An 18,769-nucleotide genomic window follows, 5' to 3' on the forward strand; every position below is an offset into this window, starting at 1 on the left:
GAGGCATGGACATCGTCAGAACTCACAGCCTCGTCAAGCGATACGACAGCCACACCGTCGTCGACGACGTGAACCTCGCCATTCCCGAGGGCTGCGTCTACGGTTTCCTCGGTCCCAACGGATCGGGCAAGTCGACGACGATGAAACTGCTACTGTCCCTGATCCGGCCTACTTCCGGAGAAGTGGAAGTGTTCGGCCGACCGATGAACTCTGCCACCCGACGCGAATTGCTCTCCGGGATAGGTTCGTTGATCGAATCACCACCCGGCTACGGCCACCTCACGGGCGCGGAGAACCTGAAGATCGTGCAACGGTCCCTCGGCTCGACCGACGACCAGATCACTCGCGCCGTCGCCACCGTTCGACTGCAGGACCAACTGAACAAGAAGGTGAAGAACTACTCACTCGGAATGAAGCAGAGACTCGGAATCGCCATGGCACTGGCCCGCGAACCCCGACTTCTCGTGCTCGACGAGCCCACCAACGGACTGGATCCCGCGGGAATCGAGGAAATTCGAGCCCTGCTGAAGCATCTCGCCGAACACGGAGTGACCGTCATGGTGTCGTCGCACCTCCTCGGCGAGATCGACAAGACGGCGAACGTACTTGGAATTCTCAGCGAGGGGCGACTGATCTTCCAAGGCAGCCGCGAGCAACTTCTCGCCGCCTCCACTCCCGACGTCGTCATCGACATCCTCGGTTCGGACAGCCCGAATTCCACTGCTGGAAAACAGCTTCGGGATCGGCAGACGCTGCGCATCCCATCCGCCGACGACCTCCACACCGCCCACGTCGTCGGCGAACTCGCCGCATCCGGAGCCGGGGTCTACGGAGTCCGGCGAGACGAGCAGTCACTCGGAGACGTCTTCATGAACCTCACGAGCGGCGGAAAACTGTGAACGTACTACGCAACGAGTTCGCCAAACTGCGGCATCTGCACCTCGTGGCCACTGCTGCGTCGATGACCGCCGGCATCGTCGCGCTGACTGTTGTCGGAACGATGACAGGGAATGCCGCAGGGCACGCCTCGACGCAGTCCCTCGCCGCACTGTCCCTCGCCGGACTGTCCCTCGCGTTTCCTCTCGTCTCGCCGCTCATGATCGCCGTCGTCGCAAGCCGAACCGTCGACATCGAACACCACGGCAACGGATGGCTTCTCAGTCGCGCCACCGGAGTGGCCCTCGGTGAACTCCTGCGCGCCAAGGTGGTATCCACCGGACTCGTCGTCACCACGGCGACCGTCGTGGCCGTCTCCCTCGGCGCGCTTCTCGGCGGCACGAACCCGCTGTGGACATGGCTCGGTTACGCAGGCGCGATGGTCGTCGTCAATCTCGTGGTCCTGGCGCTCCACCTGGCGATTTCGACACTCGTGGTCAACCAGCTGATCTCGCTGGGAATCGGCGTCCTGGGCACCGTCGTCGCGATCTGCGCATCCGGATTTCCCTCCTGGCTCGCACATCTCACACCGTGGGGGTACTACGCACTCGCATCCGCCGCGGACTACCGAGGCGACCACGTCATGACACTGTCCCCGTCCTACATCAGCGTGGCCGGGCTCGCCGTCGTCGGCGTCGCCCTGTTTCTTCTCGTCACGGCTCGACTCGATCGACAGGAGGTTCGTGCATGAACACCATTGCCGCCGAACTGATCAAACTCAAACGATCCCAGAGCGTGACCGTCGTGATCCTGCTGCCCATTCTGATAGTCGGAGTCGGAACATTCAATACAGTTCTGTCCGGAGAACAACTTCAGAACGGTTGGCACACACTCTGGTTACGAACGGTGGTGTTCCACGGCCTCTTCCCGCTCGCACTGGGAGTCGCCCTCCTGGCATCGCTGATCTGGAAACCCGAGCACGACAGAGGGAACTGGAATCTCCTGATGAGCGGCCGGGCCCCCGCGCTACGAATCGTCGTCGCCAAGACCTCGGTCGTGGCACTCCTCACCGCTGCCATGCAGGTGTTGATGGTCGCAACAGTCCTCGTCGTCGGCACGCTGCTGTTCGAACTGGACGGACCGCTGCCCACACCGCTGTGGATCGCCGCCGGGTTGAGCATCTTCGCGGCGGTTCCACTGGCCGCGGTGCAGTCCGCACTGTCGATGCTTCTCGGATCCTTCGCAGTGCCGATTGCCCTCGCGCTCGTCGGCGCAGGCATGTCGGCATTCCTGCTCACCGCCGACGTCGGTGCCGCCATCTTCGTACTGCCGCATGCCTTGGTCTCGCGCGCAACACAACTCGCCACCGGCACCTTCGGAGACGGTGGCTCGCTCACCGCGGCATCCACCCTGTCCGTCGTCGGCGCGACGATTTTTCTTTCTGCGGTAGCGATTGTCGGCTCGAGCAGAATCCTCGATCGTCGGGATGGTCGAGGTCCTTGCTCAGCATGAATGTGCCAGTGCAGCCGTCTGAAAGTTGTGCACCGCTGTCAGAAAGCCACAGTGGCGCATTCATGCGGTAGGGGGGGGCAGCCACCCACAAACAGTTAGATCGGAAAGAGGTGGTGCTTCCGTGGGTTCTTGAAGACCTTCTTGTCCTTCAGCAATTTCAGCGCCTTGCGGAGCTCGAGCCGGGTGCTCGAGGGCTCGATGACGGCGTCGATGTAGCCACGCTCGGCGGCGACCCAGGGAGTGGCAACGTGCTCGTTGTAGAAGTTGATGAGCTGCTGACGCACTGCGGGAGCATTCTCTCCCGCGGCTGCCATCTGCTTGCGGCCGATGATGTTGACGGCACCTTCGGCACCCATGACGGCGATACGTGCTGTGGGCCAAGCGAAGTTGATGTCGGCACCGAGCTGCTTGCAACCCATGACGGCGTAACCGCCGCCGTAGGCCTTGCGAACGACGACGGTGACCTTGGGTACCGATGCTTCGATGTAGGAGAACAAGAATCGGCCACCGCGTTTGATGACGCCGACCTTCTCCTGGTCGACGCCGGGGAGGAAGCCGGGCGTGTCGACGAGGAAGACCAGCGGAATGTTGTAGGCGTCGCAGATGCGCACGAAACGTGCTGCCTTGTCGGCACTGTCGGCGTCGAGTGCACCGGAGAGATACATCGGTTGGTTGGCGACGACACCGACGGGCCTGCCGTCGACACGGGTCAGACCGGTGATGACGTTCGGTGCGATCTCCGACGACATCTCCAGGAATTCACCGTCGTCGAACAGGCGCAGGATGATGTCGTGCATGTCGTAACCGGCGTTGTCGGCGTCGGGCATGATCTTGTCCAGCGACAGGTCCGAGTCCGTCACCTCGGGTTCGAGGCCCGGGTTGATGACGGGTGGGTCTTCCTGGCAGCTCGACGGCATGTAGCTGAGGTAGTTGCGAACCCAGTCGAACGCGGCCTTCTCGTCGGGCGCGACGTGGTGCACGTTGCCGTACTGCGCCTGCTTGCGCGCACTTCCGAGGTCGTCGAGGCTGACGTCCTCGCCGGTCACGGACTTGATGATGTCCGGTCCGGTGACGAACATGTACGCCTCTTCGGTGGCGACCACGACGTCGGTGTTGATGGGTGCGTAGACGGCACCGCCTGCGCACTTGCCGAGGATGACCGAGATCTGCGGGCACATTCCGGACAGCGGCTCGTGGCGACGCCCCAGTTCGGCGTACCAGGCGAGGGACGTCACGGCGTCCTGCACGCGTGCGCCGCCGGAGTCGTTGATGCCGATGACCGGGCATCCGACCCTGATCGCGAAGTCCATCACGCCGGCGACCTTGCGGCCGAACATCTCGCCGACGGTTCCGCCGAACACGGTCTGGTCGTGTGAGAAGACGGCAACGGGGCGACCGTCGACCGTTCCATGACCGGTGACGACACCGTCGCTGTAGAGAGCCGACGGGTCGTTGGGCGCTTTCACCAAGGCGCCGATCTCGACGAAGCTGCCGGGATCGAGCAGCATGTCGATACGTTGCCGGGCACTGGGGATGCCCTTCTTCGCGCGCTTGGCGATACCGATCTCACCTGCCGGTTCCTTGGCAAGTTCGAGGTTGGCCCGCAGGTCGGCCAACTTTTCGGCGGTAGTACCAGTCAAGATTTAGTCTCCGGTTCTCAGCGACTCGATCTCATCGAGCTTCGTCGTCATGTGTGCCGCAATTCGTCCAATGTACGGCTCATCGACGACGGCGAGATGGTCGCCTCCGATTTGCACGATCTCGAGATCCTTCACAACCGGTCCCCAGCCGCCGTGATCCTCACGAGTGGCGTAGGCAGGCTCGAGCGCGATGGCGTCGTCGTGGTACTTGTCCGCCATGTACAGCGTCACCGGGCCGCCGTACGGCTTGAGCTCCGCTGTTTCGATCGCGCGGTTGTCGAGCCACGACGTGCGCTGGTGCTCGATGATTCCGCCCGGGATCTTGGCGCCGCTGAGCTTGACCAGATCGGTGATGATGCGGATCTGGCCTTCGTCGTCGGCTTCGACGAGCTTGTCGTACGGAATCGGGTAGTCGACGTCGTACGTCTTCTTCGCGAACTTCGCGTACCGCTCCCACCGACGACGAACCTCGTCCTTGGTGTCGGGAATCTTCGCACCCGGCATGACGGTGTCGAGGAGGCCGACGTAGACGACCTTGATGCCCTCTTCCTCCATCTGACGGGCAACCTCGTAGGCCAGGATGCCGCCGAGCGACCATCCGACGAACACGTACGGGCCCTCCGGCTGGATCGCCTTGATCAGCGGAACGTACTCCGCCGCACGGACCGAAATCGGCCCTTCGACACGCTCCAACCCGTACATCGGTGTGCCGGCAGGGAGCTTGCGCAGCAGCGGCTCGTACGCGACCGTCGAACTGCCGGCCGAGTGGAACGCGAACACCGGCGTCGCGGTGGATCCCTCCGGACGCGGGCGCAGATTACGGACGAGACCGTCGATCTCTCCACCTTCGAGATGCGGACGCACCTTGTCCGCGAGCTGCTCGATGGTCTCCGAATCCAGCACGTCGTCGAAGGTGATCTCGCCGCCGGCTCGTTCGGTGAGGCGCGCAGCCAACTTCTCCGCGGTCTCGTCGTCGAGAATCGGGAGCGTGTTGAAGATGCCCTTGGCGGATTCCTTCGTCACCACGGCCCACGTCGCGAACGTCATGCGCTCGGCGTTGTCACGAGGCGGGACATCGGATCCCGCTGCTTCCGCGAATGCTTCCTTGCCACCGAGATCGGTCTGCGCGGACGGCGCCGGTTGGTACTCCGCACTCGGCGTCGCAATCTCGTCCGACGCGACGGCGGTGTCGACTGCGGCGTCCCGTGCCGCCGCTCCGGCCTCGGCAGCCCTTTCGGCTTCCTTTTCGGCTTCCTTCTCGGCCGCCTGCTTGTCTGCGAGAGCCTGAACTTCCTCACGGTTCTCGATCGCGTACCGCAGGTACTTCTCCACCTCGAGGAGGTTCGCGTCCCGGACGGCCTGCAATTGAACAGTGGGGATGTCGAACTCGTACTCCACGCGGTTCTTGATGCGGACGGCGCTCAGGGAATCGAGACCGAGCTCGATGAGCGGGATCTCGGGAGGCAGGTCCTCGGGTGCGTAGCCCATGGACTCGGCGACGATGATGGCCAACCGGTCTTCGAGCTTCTGGTTGCCGTTGGGATCCCAACGGTCACCGAAGTCCTCGACGACCTCCGGCAACTCCTCCACTCCGGGCTGGCCACGCTCCGCGACACCTGTGGACGGCTCGGCGACAACAGGTTCCGGCAATGCCTCACCGGAGGTGACGACGGCGTCGTGCAACAGGGTGAACGACGAGCCCGCGTGCGCGTGCACCTGAACGGACGCGCCCCCGAGGTGCCGGGTCAGTGTGGTCACCAAGGTTCCTGCGGCCGGTACGGCGGCGTGCGTCACCGACGCACCGAGCGCAACGCCCGAGAAGACCTGCGCTGCCGCGGCTTCGACCAGAGTATCGAGGGACTCGACGCTCGGGGCTTCGACCTCCCACACGTGCCTGCCGTCCGGGAGAGCGACGTGCGATCCCGGAATCCGGCCGCTACCACTGGAATTGACGCGAGTGTTCAGCCAGAACTCCTTGCGGAGATAGGCCGTGCGCGGGATGGGAGCGTAGCCACCTTCCGCGAAGAGAGTCGGCAGATCCAGGGCGTGGCCGTGGACGTACAGCTGCGCCAGGGCAGCGAGGAACGTCTCGGACTCGTCTTCCTTGCGCTTCAGCGTCGGGATCAGCGTGGAGTCCGCAACACCGGCAGCCCACGCCGTCGCCGCCACGGACATCAGCGCAACCGGGTTCGGAGCCAGTTCGACGAACGTCGTGTGCCCGTCTCCGACAGCAACATTGACGGCCTGGGTGAAGTTCACCGGGTGCCGCATGCCCTTGACCCAGTAGTCGACGCCGTGGATGGCCTCGTGTCCGACGCGGTAGTGCGCCTCGAGGTCGACGGACGAGTAGACCCCGGCCGTCAGCGTGCTGGGCTCGATGCCTGCAAGTTCGGCGGCGAGTTCGCCGAGCAGCGGATCGACGGCGGACGTGTGGCCCGCGCCCTTGACGTCGAGGAGCCGAGCCATCTTGCCGGCTGCTTCGGCGACGGTGACGAGCTCCTCCACCTGCGCACGGGGCCCACCGACGGTGGTGTGCGTCGGCGCTGCGTACACGCACGGCTCCACGTCCGGGAACTGATCGGTCAACGCGGTGACCTCGTCAGCGGTGTACTCCACCAGGGCCATTGCGCCCTGCGATGCGGCTCCGAGACCGTCCTGGCCCTCGGCGAGCAGACGCGAGCGGGCGTAGATGATCCGGACGGCGTCCTCCAGATTCAGGCCGCCCGCGACGTATGCGGCTGCGACCTCACCCATCGAGTGCCCGATGACGGCGGCGGGCTCGGCGCCGTGCGCACGAAGCGTTGCGGCCAAAGCGATCTGAATGACGAAGATACCGACCTGCGAGTTCTCGAACTCGTACGTCTGCGAATCGTCGAGGATGATGTCCTTGATGGAGTAGCCGGCCTCGTCGAGCAGCAGGTCGTCGACCTCGTCGAGTGCAGCCGCGAACGTCGTGTTGGTCCGGTACAGCGTCGACGCCATCTTCCGGTGCTGGCTGCCGAACCCGGAGAAGACCCACACAGCGCCGTTCGACGCGGGCGAGTCGGCGGAGAACACGCCCTGGCCCGGCTTGCCTGCTGCGATCGCACGGAGTCCGGTGATCGCCTCGGCGCGGGTCTTCGCGAGAACCACTGCGCGCGAACGTCCGTGGTTGCGCTTGGCCAACGCACGGCCGACGTCGGCAAGAGGCGTCGTGCTGCCTTCTTCGGTTTCGAGCCAGTCCGCAAGATCCGATGCCGCGCGCTTACGGCGCGACGGCAGGGCCGCGGACACGGCGAGAACGACCGTCTCGTCGACCGAAACGGACTGCTCCAGAATTTCTTCGGCCTCGGCGACGGGATCGGTGGTCTCGATCTCCGAGACCGGCGAAACACCCTCTACCAAGACAGCTTCCGGATCAACCGCCTCCGGATCGAAACCCTCCGAAACTTCGTCGGCGACATACTCTTTCACCACGACGTGGGCGTTGGTGCCGCCGAAGCCGAAGCCGGAGATACCCGCAACGGCCTTGCCGGTGTAGCGCGGCCATTCGGAACCCTCGGGAATGACCTTCAGGTGTGCCTTGTCGAAGTCGATGTACGGGTTCGGTCCCGCGTAGTTGAGCGAAGCAGGCAGGCGATTCTGCTGCATGGCCAGCACGACTTTGATCAAACCTGCTGCACCGGCGGCAGATTCGAGGTGGCCGAAGTTGGTCTTCGCTGATCCGAGCAGTGCCGGCTTGTCCGCGTCACGGCCACGTCCGACGACACGACCGAGAGCGTCGGCCTCGATGGGGTCACCGAGGATGGTTCCCGTGCCGTGCGCTTCGATGTAGTCGACGCCGGAGGGTGCGATACCTGCATCGCGGTAGGCGAAGCGTAGTGCGTCGGCCTGAGCATCCGGGCTCGGTGCGAGAAGTCCGTTGGAGCGTCCGTCCTGATTGACGGCCGAGCCTGCGACGACTGCGAGGATGTTGTCGCCGTCGCGCTTGGCGTCCTCGAGCCGCTTGAGTACGACGAGGCCACCGCCCTCGGAGCGAATCATGCCGTTGGCGTCGGAGGAGAACGCCTTGATCTTGCCGTCGGGCGCGAGCACACCGGTCTGACCGAAGCCGACGGTGATGGGCGGCGCGAGCAACATGTTGACGCCACCGGCGACAGCGAGGTCGGACTCGCCGGTACGCAGGCTGCGCACGGCTTGGTGGACGGCGACGAGCGAGGACGAGCATGCGGTGTCGACGGCGATGGACGGGCCACGGAAGTCGTAGAAGTACGAGACGCGGTTGGCGACGATGGCCGTCGACGTTCCGGTCAGTGCGTACGGGTGCGCCTTCGGGTCGCTGACGGCGAGGAGCTGATAGTCGTTGGACGAGCTGCCGATGAAGACACCGACCTGCGAGCCCTTGACCGAGCTGGCGGGGATGCGCGCGTGCTCGAGCGCCTCCCAGGTGAGCTCCAGAGCCAGCCGCTGCTGCGGGTCGACGTTGACGACCTCGTTGGGCGACATCGCGAAGAACTCGGCGTCGAACGTCTTGACGTCGTCCAGGTAGCCGCCCTTGGTGACGGTGGCGTCGACGGCTGCCTTGATGGCCGGGTCGGAGGTGAACTCCTCCCAGCGGCCGTCGGGCAGATCGGTGATGCCGTCACGGCCCTCGCTGAGCAGGGCCCACATCTCTTCGGGGGTGGTGCCAGCTCCGGGGAAACGGGTGGAGACGCCGACGATGGCGATGTCGTGCGAGTCTCCAGCGACGATGCCGCGGGTGTAGAAGGAGTCGTCGACATCGCCCGCGGGTACCTCGGGTTCGCCCTCGATGATGATCTTCGCGAGCGACGCGATCGTCGGGTGCTGGTAGACCACCGTCGCGGTCAGCGTGACTCCGACGAGCTCCTCGATCTCACCGCTCAGTGCGACCGCGTCACGCGAGGACAGGCCGAACTCTTCCATCGGCCGGTCGTCGGAGATCTGGTCCGGTGACTGGTTGGTTGCCTCGGCGACCCAGTTCCGTAGCCACTCGCGAAGCTGAGCGACAGTCAAGTCGGCGTCGCCCTCCGCACGCTGGATCTTGTCGGTTTCTTGTTCAGCCATCACTCACCAAGTTACGTGTAGAAGGAAACGGGACCCGATCCGAAGACGTCAGTCCGGCAGTTCCGCGTCGGGGAAGGCCTGCTGCTGGTAGCCGCCGCGCAGGGTGCCCTCGATGTAGGCGGCCTTGCAGGCGCGGCGGGCGATCTTGCCGCTGGAGGTGCGGGGGATGGATCCGGCCGGGACGAGCAGTACGTCGCGGACGGTGACGCCGTGCCGTGCCGAGATGGCGGCGCGGACCTCGTCGGCGATGGGCTGCGGATCTGCCTTGCCCGCGCCCGGGGCGCGCTCGGCGACGATGACGAGTTGCTCGGCGCCGTCCTCGGGATCCTTCGTCAGCGCGGAACCGCTGAAGTCGAAGACGATGTCCGGGAGCTGATTGAGCGGGACCGAGAAGGCGGCGACGAAGCCGGGGCGCAGTGCCTTGCTGGATTCCTGCGCCGAGAACTCGAGGTCCTGCGGGTAGTGATTGCGGCCGTCGACGATGACGAGGTCCTTGACGCGGCCGGTGATGTAGAGCTCGCCGTCGTGGTAGACGCCGAAGTCTCCGGTGCGCATCCAGTTGGCGCCGTCCGGGGCGCCCTCGGCGTGGGAGCCCGTCGCGATGCGGCTGACGAGCTTGTTGTGGAACGTCTCCGTGGTCTCCGTGTCGCGACCCCAGTAGCCCTGACCGATGTTCTCGCCGTGAAGCCAGATCTCGCCGACGTGGTCGTCGGCCTGCTCGGTCGCGGAGTCCGAGTCGACGATCGCCGCCCACTGACTGCGAGCGACCGTGCCCGTCGAGACCTGCGGGATGGCGCCCGGTGCGTCGGCGTCGACGACGACGAAGTTGCCTGCGTTGAGCTCGGTGCGGTCGACGTAGACGACCTTGGCCTCGTCGGCGTGCTTGCTGGTGGAGACGAACAGCGTCGCCTCGGCCATGCCGTAGGACGGCTTGATAGCCGACTTCGGCAGGCCGTACGGGCCGAACGCGTCGTTGAACTTCTTCATCGACGTGGTGGTGACCGGCTCGCTGCCGTTGATGAGGCCGATGACGTTGGAGAGGTCGAGCTTCTCGCCGTTTTTCGGCAGACCGCGCTGCGCAGCGTGCTCGAATGCGAAGTTCGGGGCGGCAGCAAAGGTGCCTGCACCGTCGGAGACCGCGGCGAGTTCCTTGATCCAGCGCCACGGCCGCTGCACGAACGCGCGGGGGCTCATGATGGTGATGTACTTGCCGCCCAGCGCGGGCAGGATGACCGTCAGCAGACCCATGTCGTGGAACATCGGCAGCCAGGTGACGCCGCGCGAGTCCTCGTTGATCTCCATGCTGTCGACCATCTGCAGCGCATTGACGCCGACCGCGCGGTGCGTGATCTCCACGCCTGCGGGGACGCGGGTGGAGCCGGAGGTGTACTGGAGGTACGCGATGTCGTCGAGCTTGGCGGCGGGCTCGACCCAGGTCTCGCCGACACTGTCCGGGATGGCATCGACAGCGATGACGCGGGGACGTTCCTTCGCGGGGAGCGCGCGGAAGAAGGCACGGACACCGGCCGCGGAGTTGGTGGCCGTCAGGATCGCGGTGGGGCTGCAGTCACCGAGGACCGCGTGCAGACGGTCGGTGTGGCCGGGCTCGTCGGGATCGAACAGCGGCACGGCGATGGTGCCTGCGTAGATGGCACCGAAGAAAGCGACGACGTAGTCGAGGCCCTGCGGAGCGAGAATCGCTACGCGGTCACCGGGCTGGGTGACCTGCTGCAGCCGTGCTGCCACCGCCCGAAGACGCTTGCCGAACTCGACCCAGGTGAGCTCGTGTGCTTCACCGTCACGTTCGCGGGAGTAATCCATGAACCGATAGGCAAGAGTGTCGGCGTTCTCGGCGACGTTCACCTCGACGTGGCGGACGAGCGTCTTGCCTTCGGCGATGGTGATGTGGCCGTTCTCATCGATGTAGTCATCGAATGTGTGGCTCATGGTGTTCGTTTCTCCTCCGACGGTGTCCGCTGCGATTGCGCTTCCCGAAGCTGGCGCCCCGGAGCTCTTTCGGCCCGCGCCCCGACTTCCTTTTCACTCACGACTCGCACCCGAACTGCGTGAATATTACTAGCTGGTAGCTTGCCTCACGGCAAATACTTGCTGTCTTCCTCATGCTCCTCCGAAACGGCGGCGCATGCCCGGAAGACACGTCCTTCGGTCACTCGCCTTTCAACAGGTCGATGACCGGAGCGAACGCTTCCATCTGAGTGGGGAAAACCCCGACATAGGACATCGTCGTTTTCGCGCGAACGTTACGGATTTGATCTGCGATCTCCTCGTATGTCCCGAATGCGAGGTACGGCGACGTCAAGATGTCCTCGACGCTCAGCTTCACGTCGACGTCGACGTTGGGCGGATATCCGTTGTCCAATGCGGCGAGCGCCATCTCCGCCATCTGCTCACGATCGTCGGTGACGACGATGGTCGTGATGGCCCAGTTCAGTTCGATCTCGTCGAAGCGATCCCCGGCCGCTGCGCGAATGAGCTCGACGCGCTCGAGGGTCTGCTCGAGTGTCATACCGGAGAGCTTGAGCTTGCCTTCCTTCGTACTGGCCGGAACCACCGAGATGATGTCCGCGTACTTGGCCGCGAGCGCCAGCATCCGGGGGCCGCCGCCACCGACGCAGATAGGAGGACGAGGTCCCTGCCGCGGACGAGGGCTGCCCTTGAGTCCGGAGATCTGGAAGTGCTTGCCCTCGAAATTGCACTCCTTGCCGCGCAGCAAGGTGTCGAGGATCTCGAGGCTCTCCTCGAGCTTCTCGATACGGATACCGGGCCTGTCGTACTGGATGCCCGCCTTGTCGTACTCGTCGCGCATCCAACCTGCGCCGAGACCGAGCTCGAGCCGACCGCCGGACAGTACGTCGATGGTGGCGGCATCCTTGGCGAGAATCGCCGGATGCCGGAAGCCGTTGGCGAGGACAGCCGTACCGAGCCTGATCTTGTCGGTCGCGACGGCCAGGGCTCCCAGCGCAGCGATCGGCCCGACCTGGTTGCCCAGGTGATCGGGGATCATGAAGCTGTCGTACCCGAGCTCCTCCGCCTGCTGAGCCAGCTTGACGAACTTACGCGCCCCGCCCTCCTCCGCGTTGCCTTCTCCGCCTGCCGCGAATCGGAACTTGCGCAGTGCCGTGACGTGCCCTTCTGCGGGCAGATCGGGGGCCTGGGCAGAACACATGTATAGGTCTCCTCGTGCGGTCATCGGTGGTGCCCAGCGCCAATCGCCAGCTGGTCCAAGGCGCCACTCTATCTGCTCACGACATGGGAATACACTTCGCGGGGTAAGCCGGGACCACCTTTGTGCGTATTCCTCAGGTGCCCCGAGGCGACCTTGTGAGAACTACACGGGGTGCGTCAGGAGTGCGGAATCTCCGGCGCCGACGAGATCAACCCGGCCGCCCAGCCCGCCGTCCACTGCGTCGACGTCGTGCCTGCATCGTCGACGACGAACGAGTTGTACGACGCGTGGACGGGGTTGCCTGCCGCACCCGCGAGGATGCCGATGCTCTGCGGAATGTTGCGCAGCGACAACCCTTCCGAGGGTGCCGCACAGATGAGGTCGCCCGCCGCGCAGATCTGATTCACGCGGTCGTTCAGCGCTCCGAAACCGTCCGGACGCGCACCCGTCATCGTGATTCCCGGAAGGTCGAGACCACCGAGCGCGACCTCGGCACCGACGCCGTCGACGGGCGGTCCGATATTTGTTCCCGACGTGCCGTCGCGCCTACCGTCGGCGATCAACGTGACACCGAGGACCTTGTCCGCGGCGACGGGGCCGTTGCCCGCGCCGATGTCGGCGGCGATGTCCCCGGCGATGACCGCACCCTGCGAGAAGCCTGCGAGAACGTAGCTCGTCAACGGGCAGCGATCGCTGACGCGAGTCAGTTCGGCTTTGGCCGCGGCGGTGCCCTCGGTCCTGCTGTTGTTGTAGGACTGTTGCCCGTCCGGCGGGAACGCGACCGGGTTGGAGAACTGAGCGACGTAGGGAACCGTGTACACGCTCGCCCGCGACGGATCGAACTGTTCCTGCAGCGGGCGGGTCACGTTCAGCATCAAGGACGCGGGGTTGGCCGTCGGGTTGTACGGATCGTCGCCGACGGCCGACTCCCACGTTCCGGGAATCGCGATGACCGCGACGTCGGCGCAATCGGCGGGCTGCGACTGCGGCTGATCGGGCCCTGGCCCCGGCAGAGGCGACGGGATCTCCTTCGGGAGACGTCCGGCCAGCAGGTACCACAGGGCGACGACGATCAGCCCGAGAACGACCACCACTGCGAGCAGCTTCGGCAGCAGCCTTCTCTTGCGCTTCGTTCGATTGGCCATCGACGTGTCCGTCAGGCCTTGCAGATGGTGTTCTGAGCCGACGCGATGTAGACCTGCGCGGTCTCACCTGCCTGCTCCGCGGACATCTGCGTACCGGCGGCACTCGCCTCGACGCCGACGTTGGCGGTCACGAACGTCGCGATCTCGTCGGCCGGCACGCCCTGGGACTGGGCGGAGCAGATGTACGACGCCGTCGAGATGGCGATTTCGCCGTTACCCGCAACGGTGACGCCCTGCTTCTCGAGCTCGTCGAGGAACGCCTGGCCCCGCGCGTCGACGGGCGCTTCCGTCGGCCCGGGGAATCCCTCGGGCACCGGCTGCGGCTGCTCCGGCGGTGCGGTGGCCGCATCGCCGGGGCTGGTCGTCGGAGCCGCACTCGACGTCTCCTCCGACGAGGTTGCCTCCGCGCTGGTCGTCTCCGCGGCCGTGGTGGTCGACGACGTGGACGGTGATCCGGTCGCGGTGGAATCGTCGCTACCGCAGGCGACGAGCAGGCCGCCCGCCGCGACGCTCAGTACCGCCAGGGACAGTGTCCGGGAAAGAGAAGTGCGCATGATGGAAAGTCCTTCGACGTTTCGTTGGGACCATGACCCGGAGGTCGATGGGTTCACGACCGGGCGGCCGGACGGACGACGACAAACCGAGACGCTACCGACGGCCACTGAGAGAACTCTGAGGGACCCTGCAGGAGCCGACGTGCCACGACGTCACGGCGCGATGGTGACCTTGCCGTCCTTGACCGTGATGATGCCGAACTGGAAGTTCTGCTGGATTCCGCCGCCGTCCATCTCGAACTGATCGCTCGTGACGTAGCCCAGCCGGCCGGCTTCGTAGCCGACGCTCTTCCACGCGTCGAAGATCTCCCCGTTGCGGATCGCCCAGGCGCCGGTCAGAGGGCTCCAGTAGATGTTGCCGCCCTCGAACTCGTTGAACCTGCCGCCGTCCCTGATCGGGCCGAGCTCGCTGCTCTTCGGGAAGCCGAGAGGTCCGTTCTCCCAGCCGATCTGGCCGTACTTTCCGAGGATCATGCCCTGCACGGAGTGCGTACCGAGATCAGGGTTCCAGTACATCGCACCGATCTCGAATCCCTGGACCGCGCCGGGCTTCGACGGTGTGGCGACCTCGTCCAGCACCGGGTAGCCGAGCGGCCCGGCCTCGTAGCCCTGGCGTGCCCACTGGTCGAGAATGGCTCCTCGTACGGCGTGCGCGCCGGTCTGCGGCGTGAAGTAGACCATGCCGTTCTGGAATGCATTGGCTCGTCCGCGGCCGTCGGGGGTTCCGAACTCACCGGTCTTCGGGAAGCCGAGGGGCCCCTCCGGCCCACCCGAGCCCTGGTAGTTTCCGCCGATGGCTCCGGCTACGACCTGGGCGCCGGTGTCCTGGCTGAAGAACACGCGACCGAACCGGAAGTCCTGTGCACGGCCACCCGCGACGTTGTACTCCGCCGTCAGGCAGTCGCCCAGCCAGGAGTTCGCTCCAGCGGCGTTTCCGATTGCTCCGGCAACGCTGCACGACGGCTTGTCCGCCTCGACATCGAGCGCGCTCGCGAGTTGCGGCCACAGTTGCTTGAGTTCGAACTCCCAGTACTCCCACGTGTGCAGTCCCGACGGGCGGTAGACCACCTGAGCGGGGATGCCCAGTTTGTTGAGCTTGGTAGCGAACGTCTGCGACGTGAGGCGGGACAGAATCTCGAGGCCCATGCCCGCGTAGTTGGAGCTGACGCCGGGGATGCCCGACGGCGGATCGTACGGTCCGGCAACGCCGTTGCCGCTCGAGACGTACAGGCTGATGCCCTTCAGCTTCTCCGCGAGAAGGTACGGATCATGTTGTGCCCACAGGTCGTTCGACGGTGCGCCCCACATCGCCTTGGAGTCGAAGCCACCGGCGTCCGCCATCGCGTACTGGATTGCCTGCGGCATCCCGAGGGTCGTGGTCGTCAGCATTCCGGACAGCGACCCGGCGAACTTGAAGAAGCCTTCGTTGCGAGCAGCGAGGAACATCGCAGCGGTGCCACCCATCGACAGGCCCACGACGCCGCGGGTCTGGTTGGTGCGCCAGCTGCTTTCGAGAATCGGCGGGAGTTCCTTGGTCAGGAACGTCTCCCACTGGTAGTTCTTGCCGTTGTCCTGGTCCACCCAGTCCGAGTAGAAGCTCGACTGTCCACCGACCGGGAGGACGACGTTGACGTTCTTGTCCGCGAAGTAGGATTCCGCGTCGGTCTCGGCCGTCCAGCCGTTCTCCATGTCCGTGGCGCGCAGACCGTCGAGCATCCACACCGACGGGAACGTCGCCTGGGGGTTGATGTTCCAGTCGCGAGCGAGCAGGAGCTGAACCTGGATGGGAGTTCCCATCGACGGGGAGTCGATCCACAGGGCGACGCGGCGGTCGGACAGCCAGTCGACGGCCGTGACGCTCGCACCGGACGGGGCCTGCTGAGTCTGCGCCGGGGCGGTCAGGGCCGTCGGGGCGGCCTGAGCGATGCCTGCGGCTCCGAACGGGGAGATCAGCGCAGCAGCGACGACTGCAGCCGTCGCCATCCGGCGAGCTCCTGCTTTCGTGGATTTTGCTTGCCAGGCCGCCGTTCCGGCCGTTCGACCCCGGCCGAACTTGTTGGACCCAGTACGCATGGTGGTGACTCTCTTTCTATTACCTGATCAAGTCCGCACCGAACGCATGAGTCGCAGACTTGTAGTTCTCAAGTATTTCTACACGCGAAGTGCGTCGGTCAGGCCGAGGCTCGCTGTGACTGATGGTGCAATTGTGAATCAGGGATCGTCGCGATGCCGATGACACCGCTGATCGTGGCCGGAAACGCGCCGATGCCGCCCTGCACACGGCAGGACGGCATCGGTGAACGAAACACAGGTCAGGCGTTCAGAGCCTCGAGGATCTGGCCGCGAGCCTTGAACAGCTCGGCGGACCAGTACGGCCAGCTGTGGATACCGTTACTCGGGAAGCTGAAGGTAGCCGGAATTCCGAGCGTCGCCAGGCGGACCTGGAATGCGCGGCTGTTGGCCAGTGCCAGGGCTTCCAGAGCCATGCCGTTCGCGGTGTTGTAGAAGTCGATCGGGGCGCGCGGCTTGTCGAACTCACCGGGCAGGCCCGATGCGGCGGAGACGTACAGCGACAGTCCACGAAGATCGGGTGCGAAGACGAACGGGTCGTTGCGCAGCCATGCCGGGCTCCACGGAGGTCCCCACATGGAGTCGACGTTGAACCAGGACTGGCTCAGCATCGCGACGCGAATGGCTTCTCGCATGCCGGGAGCCGAGATGTTGAGGTAACCGGAGAACGAGCCGGCGAACTTGAACTGATCGCGGTGGTACGCGGCCAGCGTCAGTGCAGCCGAGCCGCCCATGGAGATTCCCAGAACAGCGTTGTTGGAGCGCGAGACTCCGTAGCCCTCCAGGAAGGCAGGCAGATCTTGCGTCAGGAACGTCTCCCACTTGTAGGTGACTTCCTGGCCGTTGAGGTTCGATGCTGCGTACCAGTCACTGTAGAAGCTGGCCTGGCCACCGACCGGCATGACGAGGGTGACGTCGTCGCCTGCGAACTGATCCTGGGCGTTGGTCTCGAAGGTCCACGCGTTGCGATCGTCGCGGGCGCGGAGTCCGTCGAGCAAGTAGAGGGCGGCGTTGCCACCGCGAGCGGCCCACTGGACCTGAACCTTGATCGGGCCCATCTCGGACGGTACCCAGAGATCTTCACGCCCACCGGCCGGAGCCTTGTGCACGACCGCGGTGGGCGCTGCAACTGCTGCTGCTCCACCGACGACACCGGCTGCGAGGGGAAGGACCAGCGCTGCCGCGCCGAGTCCGAGCAGTCGCTGCCGCCATCGTTTGGTCACACTCGGCTTTGTCGAGGGGCCGGAAAATCGCATGGATCGTGCTCTCTCTCGTTCTGCTGCGGTCTCCGCGGTCTGCGGCCCCCGGCATTCCAACAGGGCTGTCTTCGGCCCCGTCGGGCCGTAGTACTTGGGTATCTAGTTGTGAAGCGCACACGTCCAGTGGACGTACGCACCGAAGGGAGGTTATTCCACTCCTTCGCCCCGAAGCAAAACTGTGATCTGGGTCTCGTGCTTGCTTCGAGGGCGATATCAGACTGTGACACTATCCTGCGCGACCGCCGCAGGCCACCCTGTCAAACCAGTGATTTCTCACAAACAAGGTGGCCTGCGGGTATCGAGCGGGCTGAATCAGCCGATGTTGGCGCTGAGGTCCGGTGCCATGATGTGTGCCTGTTCCTGCCAGTAGCCCCACTGATGGGTGCCGACGGCAGGGAATGCATATGTGACGTTGTTCGCACCGATGCTGGCCATGCGAATCTGGAACGCGCGGCTGTTCGCCAGTGCGATCGCCTCGAGGCCCATCGCATTACCGGTGTTGTAGTAGTCGATGAAGCTGCGCGGGCGGTCGAGACCACCGGGCAGACCACTACCCGCGAAGACCCACACTCGGGTGCCGTTGTCACGCAGACGTGGAGCGAAGACGAACGGGTCGTTGCGCAGCCACGCCGGATCCCACGGAGGTCCCCACATCGCGTCGATGTTGTAGCGACCCGAATCCAACAGCGCCACTCGCATGGCCTCGCGCATACCGGGTGCCGAGATGTTGAGGTACCCGGACAGCGAACCGGCGTAGGAGAACTGATCCGGGTGGTAGGCAGCCAGTGTCAGAGCCGCGCTTCCGCCCATGGAGATACCGACGACTCCGTTGCGGTTGGGATTGAACCCGAGACGGTCCCGCAGGTTGTAGCGCAGGTTCTGCGTCAGGAAGGTCTCCCACTTGTACGTGGACTTCTGACCGTTGAAGTTCGACGGCGCGTACCAGTCCGAGTAGAAGCTGGACTGCCCACCGACGGGCTGAACGACATTGATGTTCCACGACGCAAGGTAGGCACCTGCGTCGGTCTCGTGCTCCCAACCGGAGATGTCGTTGGTGGCGCGGAGTCCGTCCAGCAGGTAGACGACGCGGTCGGTGTTGCCGTCGGCCGCACGCCAGATCCTGCTCTTGATCGGGCCCATGCTCGAATCGGTCCAGAAATCCTGGGCACCGGGATCGAACGCGGCGCTGGCGGTCGCACCTGTTCCGACCACGGCCAGACCGAGCGGCAGTGCAACAGCCATCACCAGAGATGTAGCTATCCGGCGGAGGCGCCCCCCGGCACCCTTCTTCGTTCTACCCAGCATGCAATTCGACCTCTCAGCAGTGTCGGTGAACCGTGCAGTCTCTGCACGCAACACCCGTTTCGGCGGTCATGCCCCTCCTTCGACGCTCATCGAGAGCGTCGACCCGGCCGACAGACCAGGGGCAGTCACACACATCTTTCGCATACATCGTCCGTGA

General features: G+C 65.0%; 12 protein-coding genes. 3 read left to right on the top strand and 9 right to left on the bottom strand.

Going from position 1 to position 18,769, the window contains the following annotated elements:
• Positions 1–5: 5 nt before the first annotated feature.
• Genes ACFULT_RS00435 through ACFULT_RS00445 form a run of 3 tightly spaced genes read left to right on the top strand, consistent with a single transcriptional unit; the run spans position 6 to position 2,388 of the window.
• A complete protein-coding gene (locus tag ACFULT_RS00435; RefSeq protein WP_378480326.1) occupies positions 6–899 on the top strand; it encodes an ABC transporter ATP-binding protein in 894 nt (297 codons plus the stop codon).
• Positions 896–1,627 (top strand): ABC transporter permease, encoded by a 732-nt coding sequence (locus ACFULT_RS00440; protein ID WP_378480327.1) that lies wholly within the window; start codon positions 896–898, stop codon positions 1,625–1,627. The genes ACFULT_RS00435 and ACFULT_RS00440 overlap by 4 nt, the downstream gene beginning before the upstream one ends.
• Entirely contained in the window at positions 1,624–2,388 is a 765-nt protein-coding gene (locus tag ACFULT_RS00445) for an ABC transporter permease (RefSeq protein WP_378480328.1), read from the top strand. The genes ACFULT_RS00440 and ACFULT_RS00445 overlap by 4 nt, the downstream gene beginning before the upstream one ends.
• Before the next feature lie 95 nt (positions 2,389–2,483).
• Here the strand turns inward: ACFULT_RS00445 and ACFULT_RS00450 are convergent, their stop codons facing one another.
• From ACFULT_RS00450 to ACFULT_RS00490, 9 genes are all read right to left on the bottom strand, one after another.
• Entirely contained in the window at positions 2,484–4,028 is a 1,545-nt protein-coding gene (locus ACFULT_RS00450; protein WP_094720235.1) for an acyl-CoA carboxylase subunit beta, read from the bottom strand.
• A gap of 3 nt (positions 4,029–4,031) precedes the next feature.
• Positions 4,032–9,092: a polyketide synthase Pks13 gene (pks13, locus tag ACFULT_RS00455; RefSeq protein WP_378480329.1), complete on the bottom strand. Its 5,061-nt coding sequence runs from the start codon at positions 9,090–9,092 to the stop codon at positions 4,032–4,034.
• 48 nt (positions 9,093–9,140) lie between these two features.
• On the bottom strand, positions 9,141–11,039 hold the full coding sequence (gene fadD32 / locus ACFULT_RS00460; RefSeq protein WP_037112566.1) for a long-chain-fatty-acid--AMP ligase FadD32: 1,899 nt from the start codon (positions 11,037–11,039) through the stop codon (positions 9,141–9,143).
• Between the two features lie 220 nt (positions 11,040–11,259).
• Entirely contained in the window at positions 11,260–12,279 is a 1,020-nt protein-coding gene (locus ACFULT_RS00465) for an LLM class F420-dependent oxidoreductase (protein WP_052059505.1), read from the bottom strand.
• A gap of 176 nt (positions 12,280–12,455) precedes the next feature.
• Entirely contained in the window at positions 12,456–13,424 is a 969-nt protein-coding gene (locus tag ACFULT_RS00470; RefSeq protein ID WP_378480330.1) for a cutinase family protein, read from the bottom strand.
• Positions 13,425–13,435: 11 nt separating this feature from the next.
• Entirely contained in the window at positions 13,436–13,978 is a 543-nt protein-coding gene (locus ACFULT_RS00475) for a DUF732 domain-containing protein (protein ID WP_037112563.1), read from the bottom strand.
• 153 nt (positions 13,979–14,131) lie between these two features.
• Complete coding sequence (locus ACFULT_RS00480; RefSeq protein WP_037112562.1) at positions 14,132–15,961, bottom strand: alpha/beta hydrolase-fold protein; 1,830 nt, start codon at positions 15,959–15,961, stop codon at positions 14,132–14,134.
• A 329-nt stretch (positions 15,962–16,290) separates the two neighbouring features.
• Positions 16,291–17,304 carry an alpha/beta hydrolase family protein gene (locus tag ACFULT_RS00485; RefSeq protein ID WP_176459975.1) on the bottom strand — a complete coding sequence of 338 codons (1,014 nt, stop codon included), beginning with the start codon at positions 17,302–17,304 and terminating at the stop codon, positions 16,291–16,293.
• Between the two features lie 315 nt (positions 17,305–17,619).
• Positions 17,620–18,612 (bottom strand): alpha/beta hydrolase family protein, encoded by a 993-nt coding sequence (locus tag ACFULT_RS00490; RefSeq protein ID WP_170945219.1) that lies wholly within the window; start codon positions 18,610–18,612, stop codon positions 17,620–17,622.
• Positions 18,613–18,769 lie beyond the last annotated feature (157 nt).

It is taken from the genome of Rhodococcus sp. NPDC057297 (assembly GCF_042667435.1).
Taxonomy (GTDB): Bacteria; Actinomycetota; Actinomycetes; order Mycobacteriales; family Mycobacteriaceae; genus Rhodococcoides.

What these genes read in the sequence shown, in the direction of transcription:
- ACFULT_RS00480 (WP_037112562.1), bottom strand. Translation starts at nt 15,961, where the DNA reads ATGGCGACGGCTGCAGTCGTCGCTGCTGCGCTGATCTCCCCGTTCGGA.
- ACFULT_RS00475 (WP_037112563.1), bottom strand. Translation starts at nt 13,978, where the DNA reads ATGCGCACTTCTCTTTCCCGGACACTGTCCCTGGCGGTACTGAGCGTC.
- ACFULT_RS00485 (WP_176459975.1), bottom strand. Translation starts at nt 17,304, where the DNA reads ATGCGATTTTCCGGCCCCTCGACAAAGCCGAGTGTGACCAAACGATGG.
- ACFULT_RS00435 (WP_378480326.1), top strand. Translation starts at nt 6, where the DNA reads ATGGACATCGTCAGAACTCACAGCCTCGTCAAGCGATACGACAGCCAC.
- ACFULT_RS00470 (WP_378480330.1), bottom strand. Translation starts at nt 13,424, where the DNA reads ATGGCCAATCGAACGAAGCGCAAGAGAAGGCTGCTGCCGAAGCTGCTC.
- ACFULT_RS00490 (WP_170945219.1), bottom strand. Translation starts at nt 18,612, where the DNA reads ATGCTGGGTAGAACGAAGAAGGGTGCCGGGGGGCGCCTCCGCCGGATA.
- ACFULT_RS00465 (WP_052059505.1), bottom strand. Translation starts at nt 12,279, where the DNA reads ATGTGTTCTGCCCAGGCCCCCGATCTGCCCGCAGAAGGGCACGTCACG.
- fadD32 (WP_037112566.1), bottom strand. Translation starts at nt 11,039, where the DNA reads ATGAGCCACACATTCGATGACTACATCGATGAGAACGGCCACATCACC.
- pks13 (WP_378480329.1), bottom strand. Translation starts at nt 9,092, where the DNA reads ATGGCTGAACAAGAAACCGACAAGATCCAGCGTGCGGAGGGCGACGCC.
- ACFULT_RS00445 (WP_378480328.1), top strand. Translation starts at nt 1,624, where the DNA reads ATGAACACCATTGCCGCCGAACTGATCAAACTCAAACGATCCCAGAGC.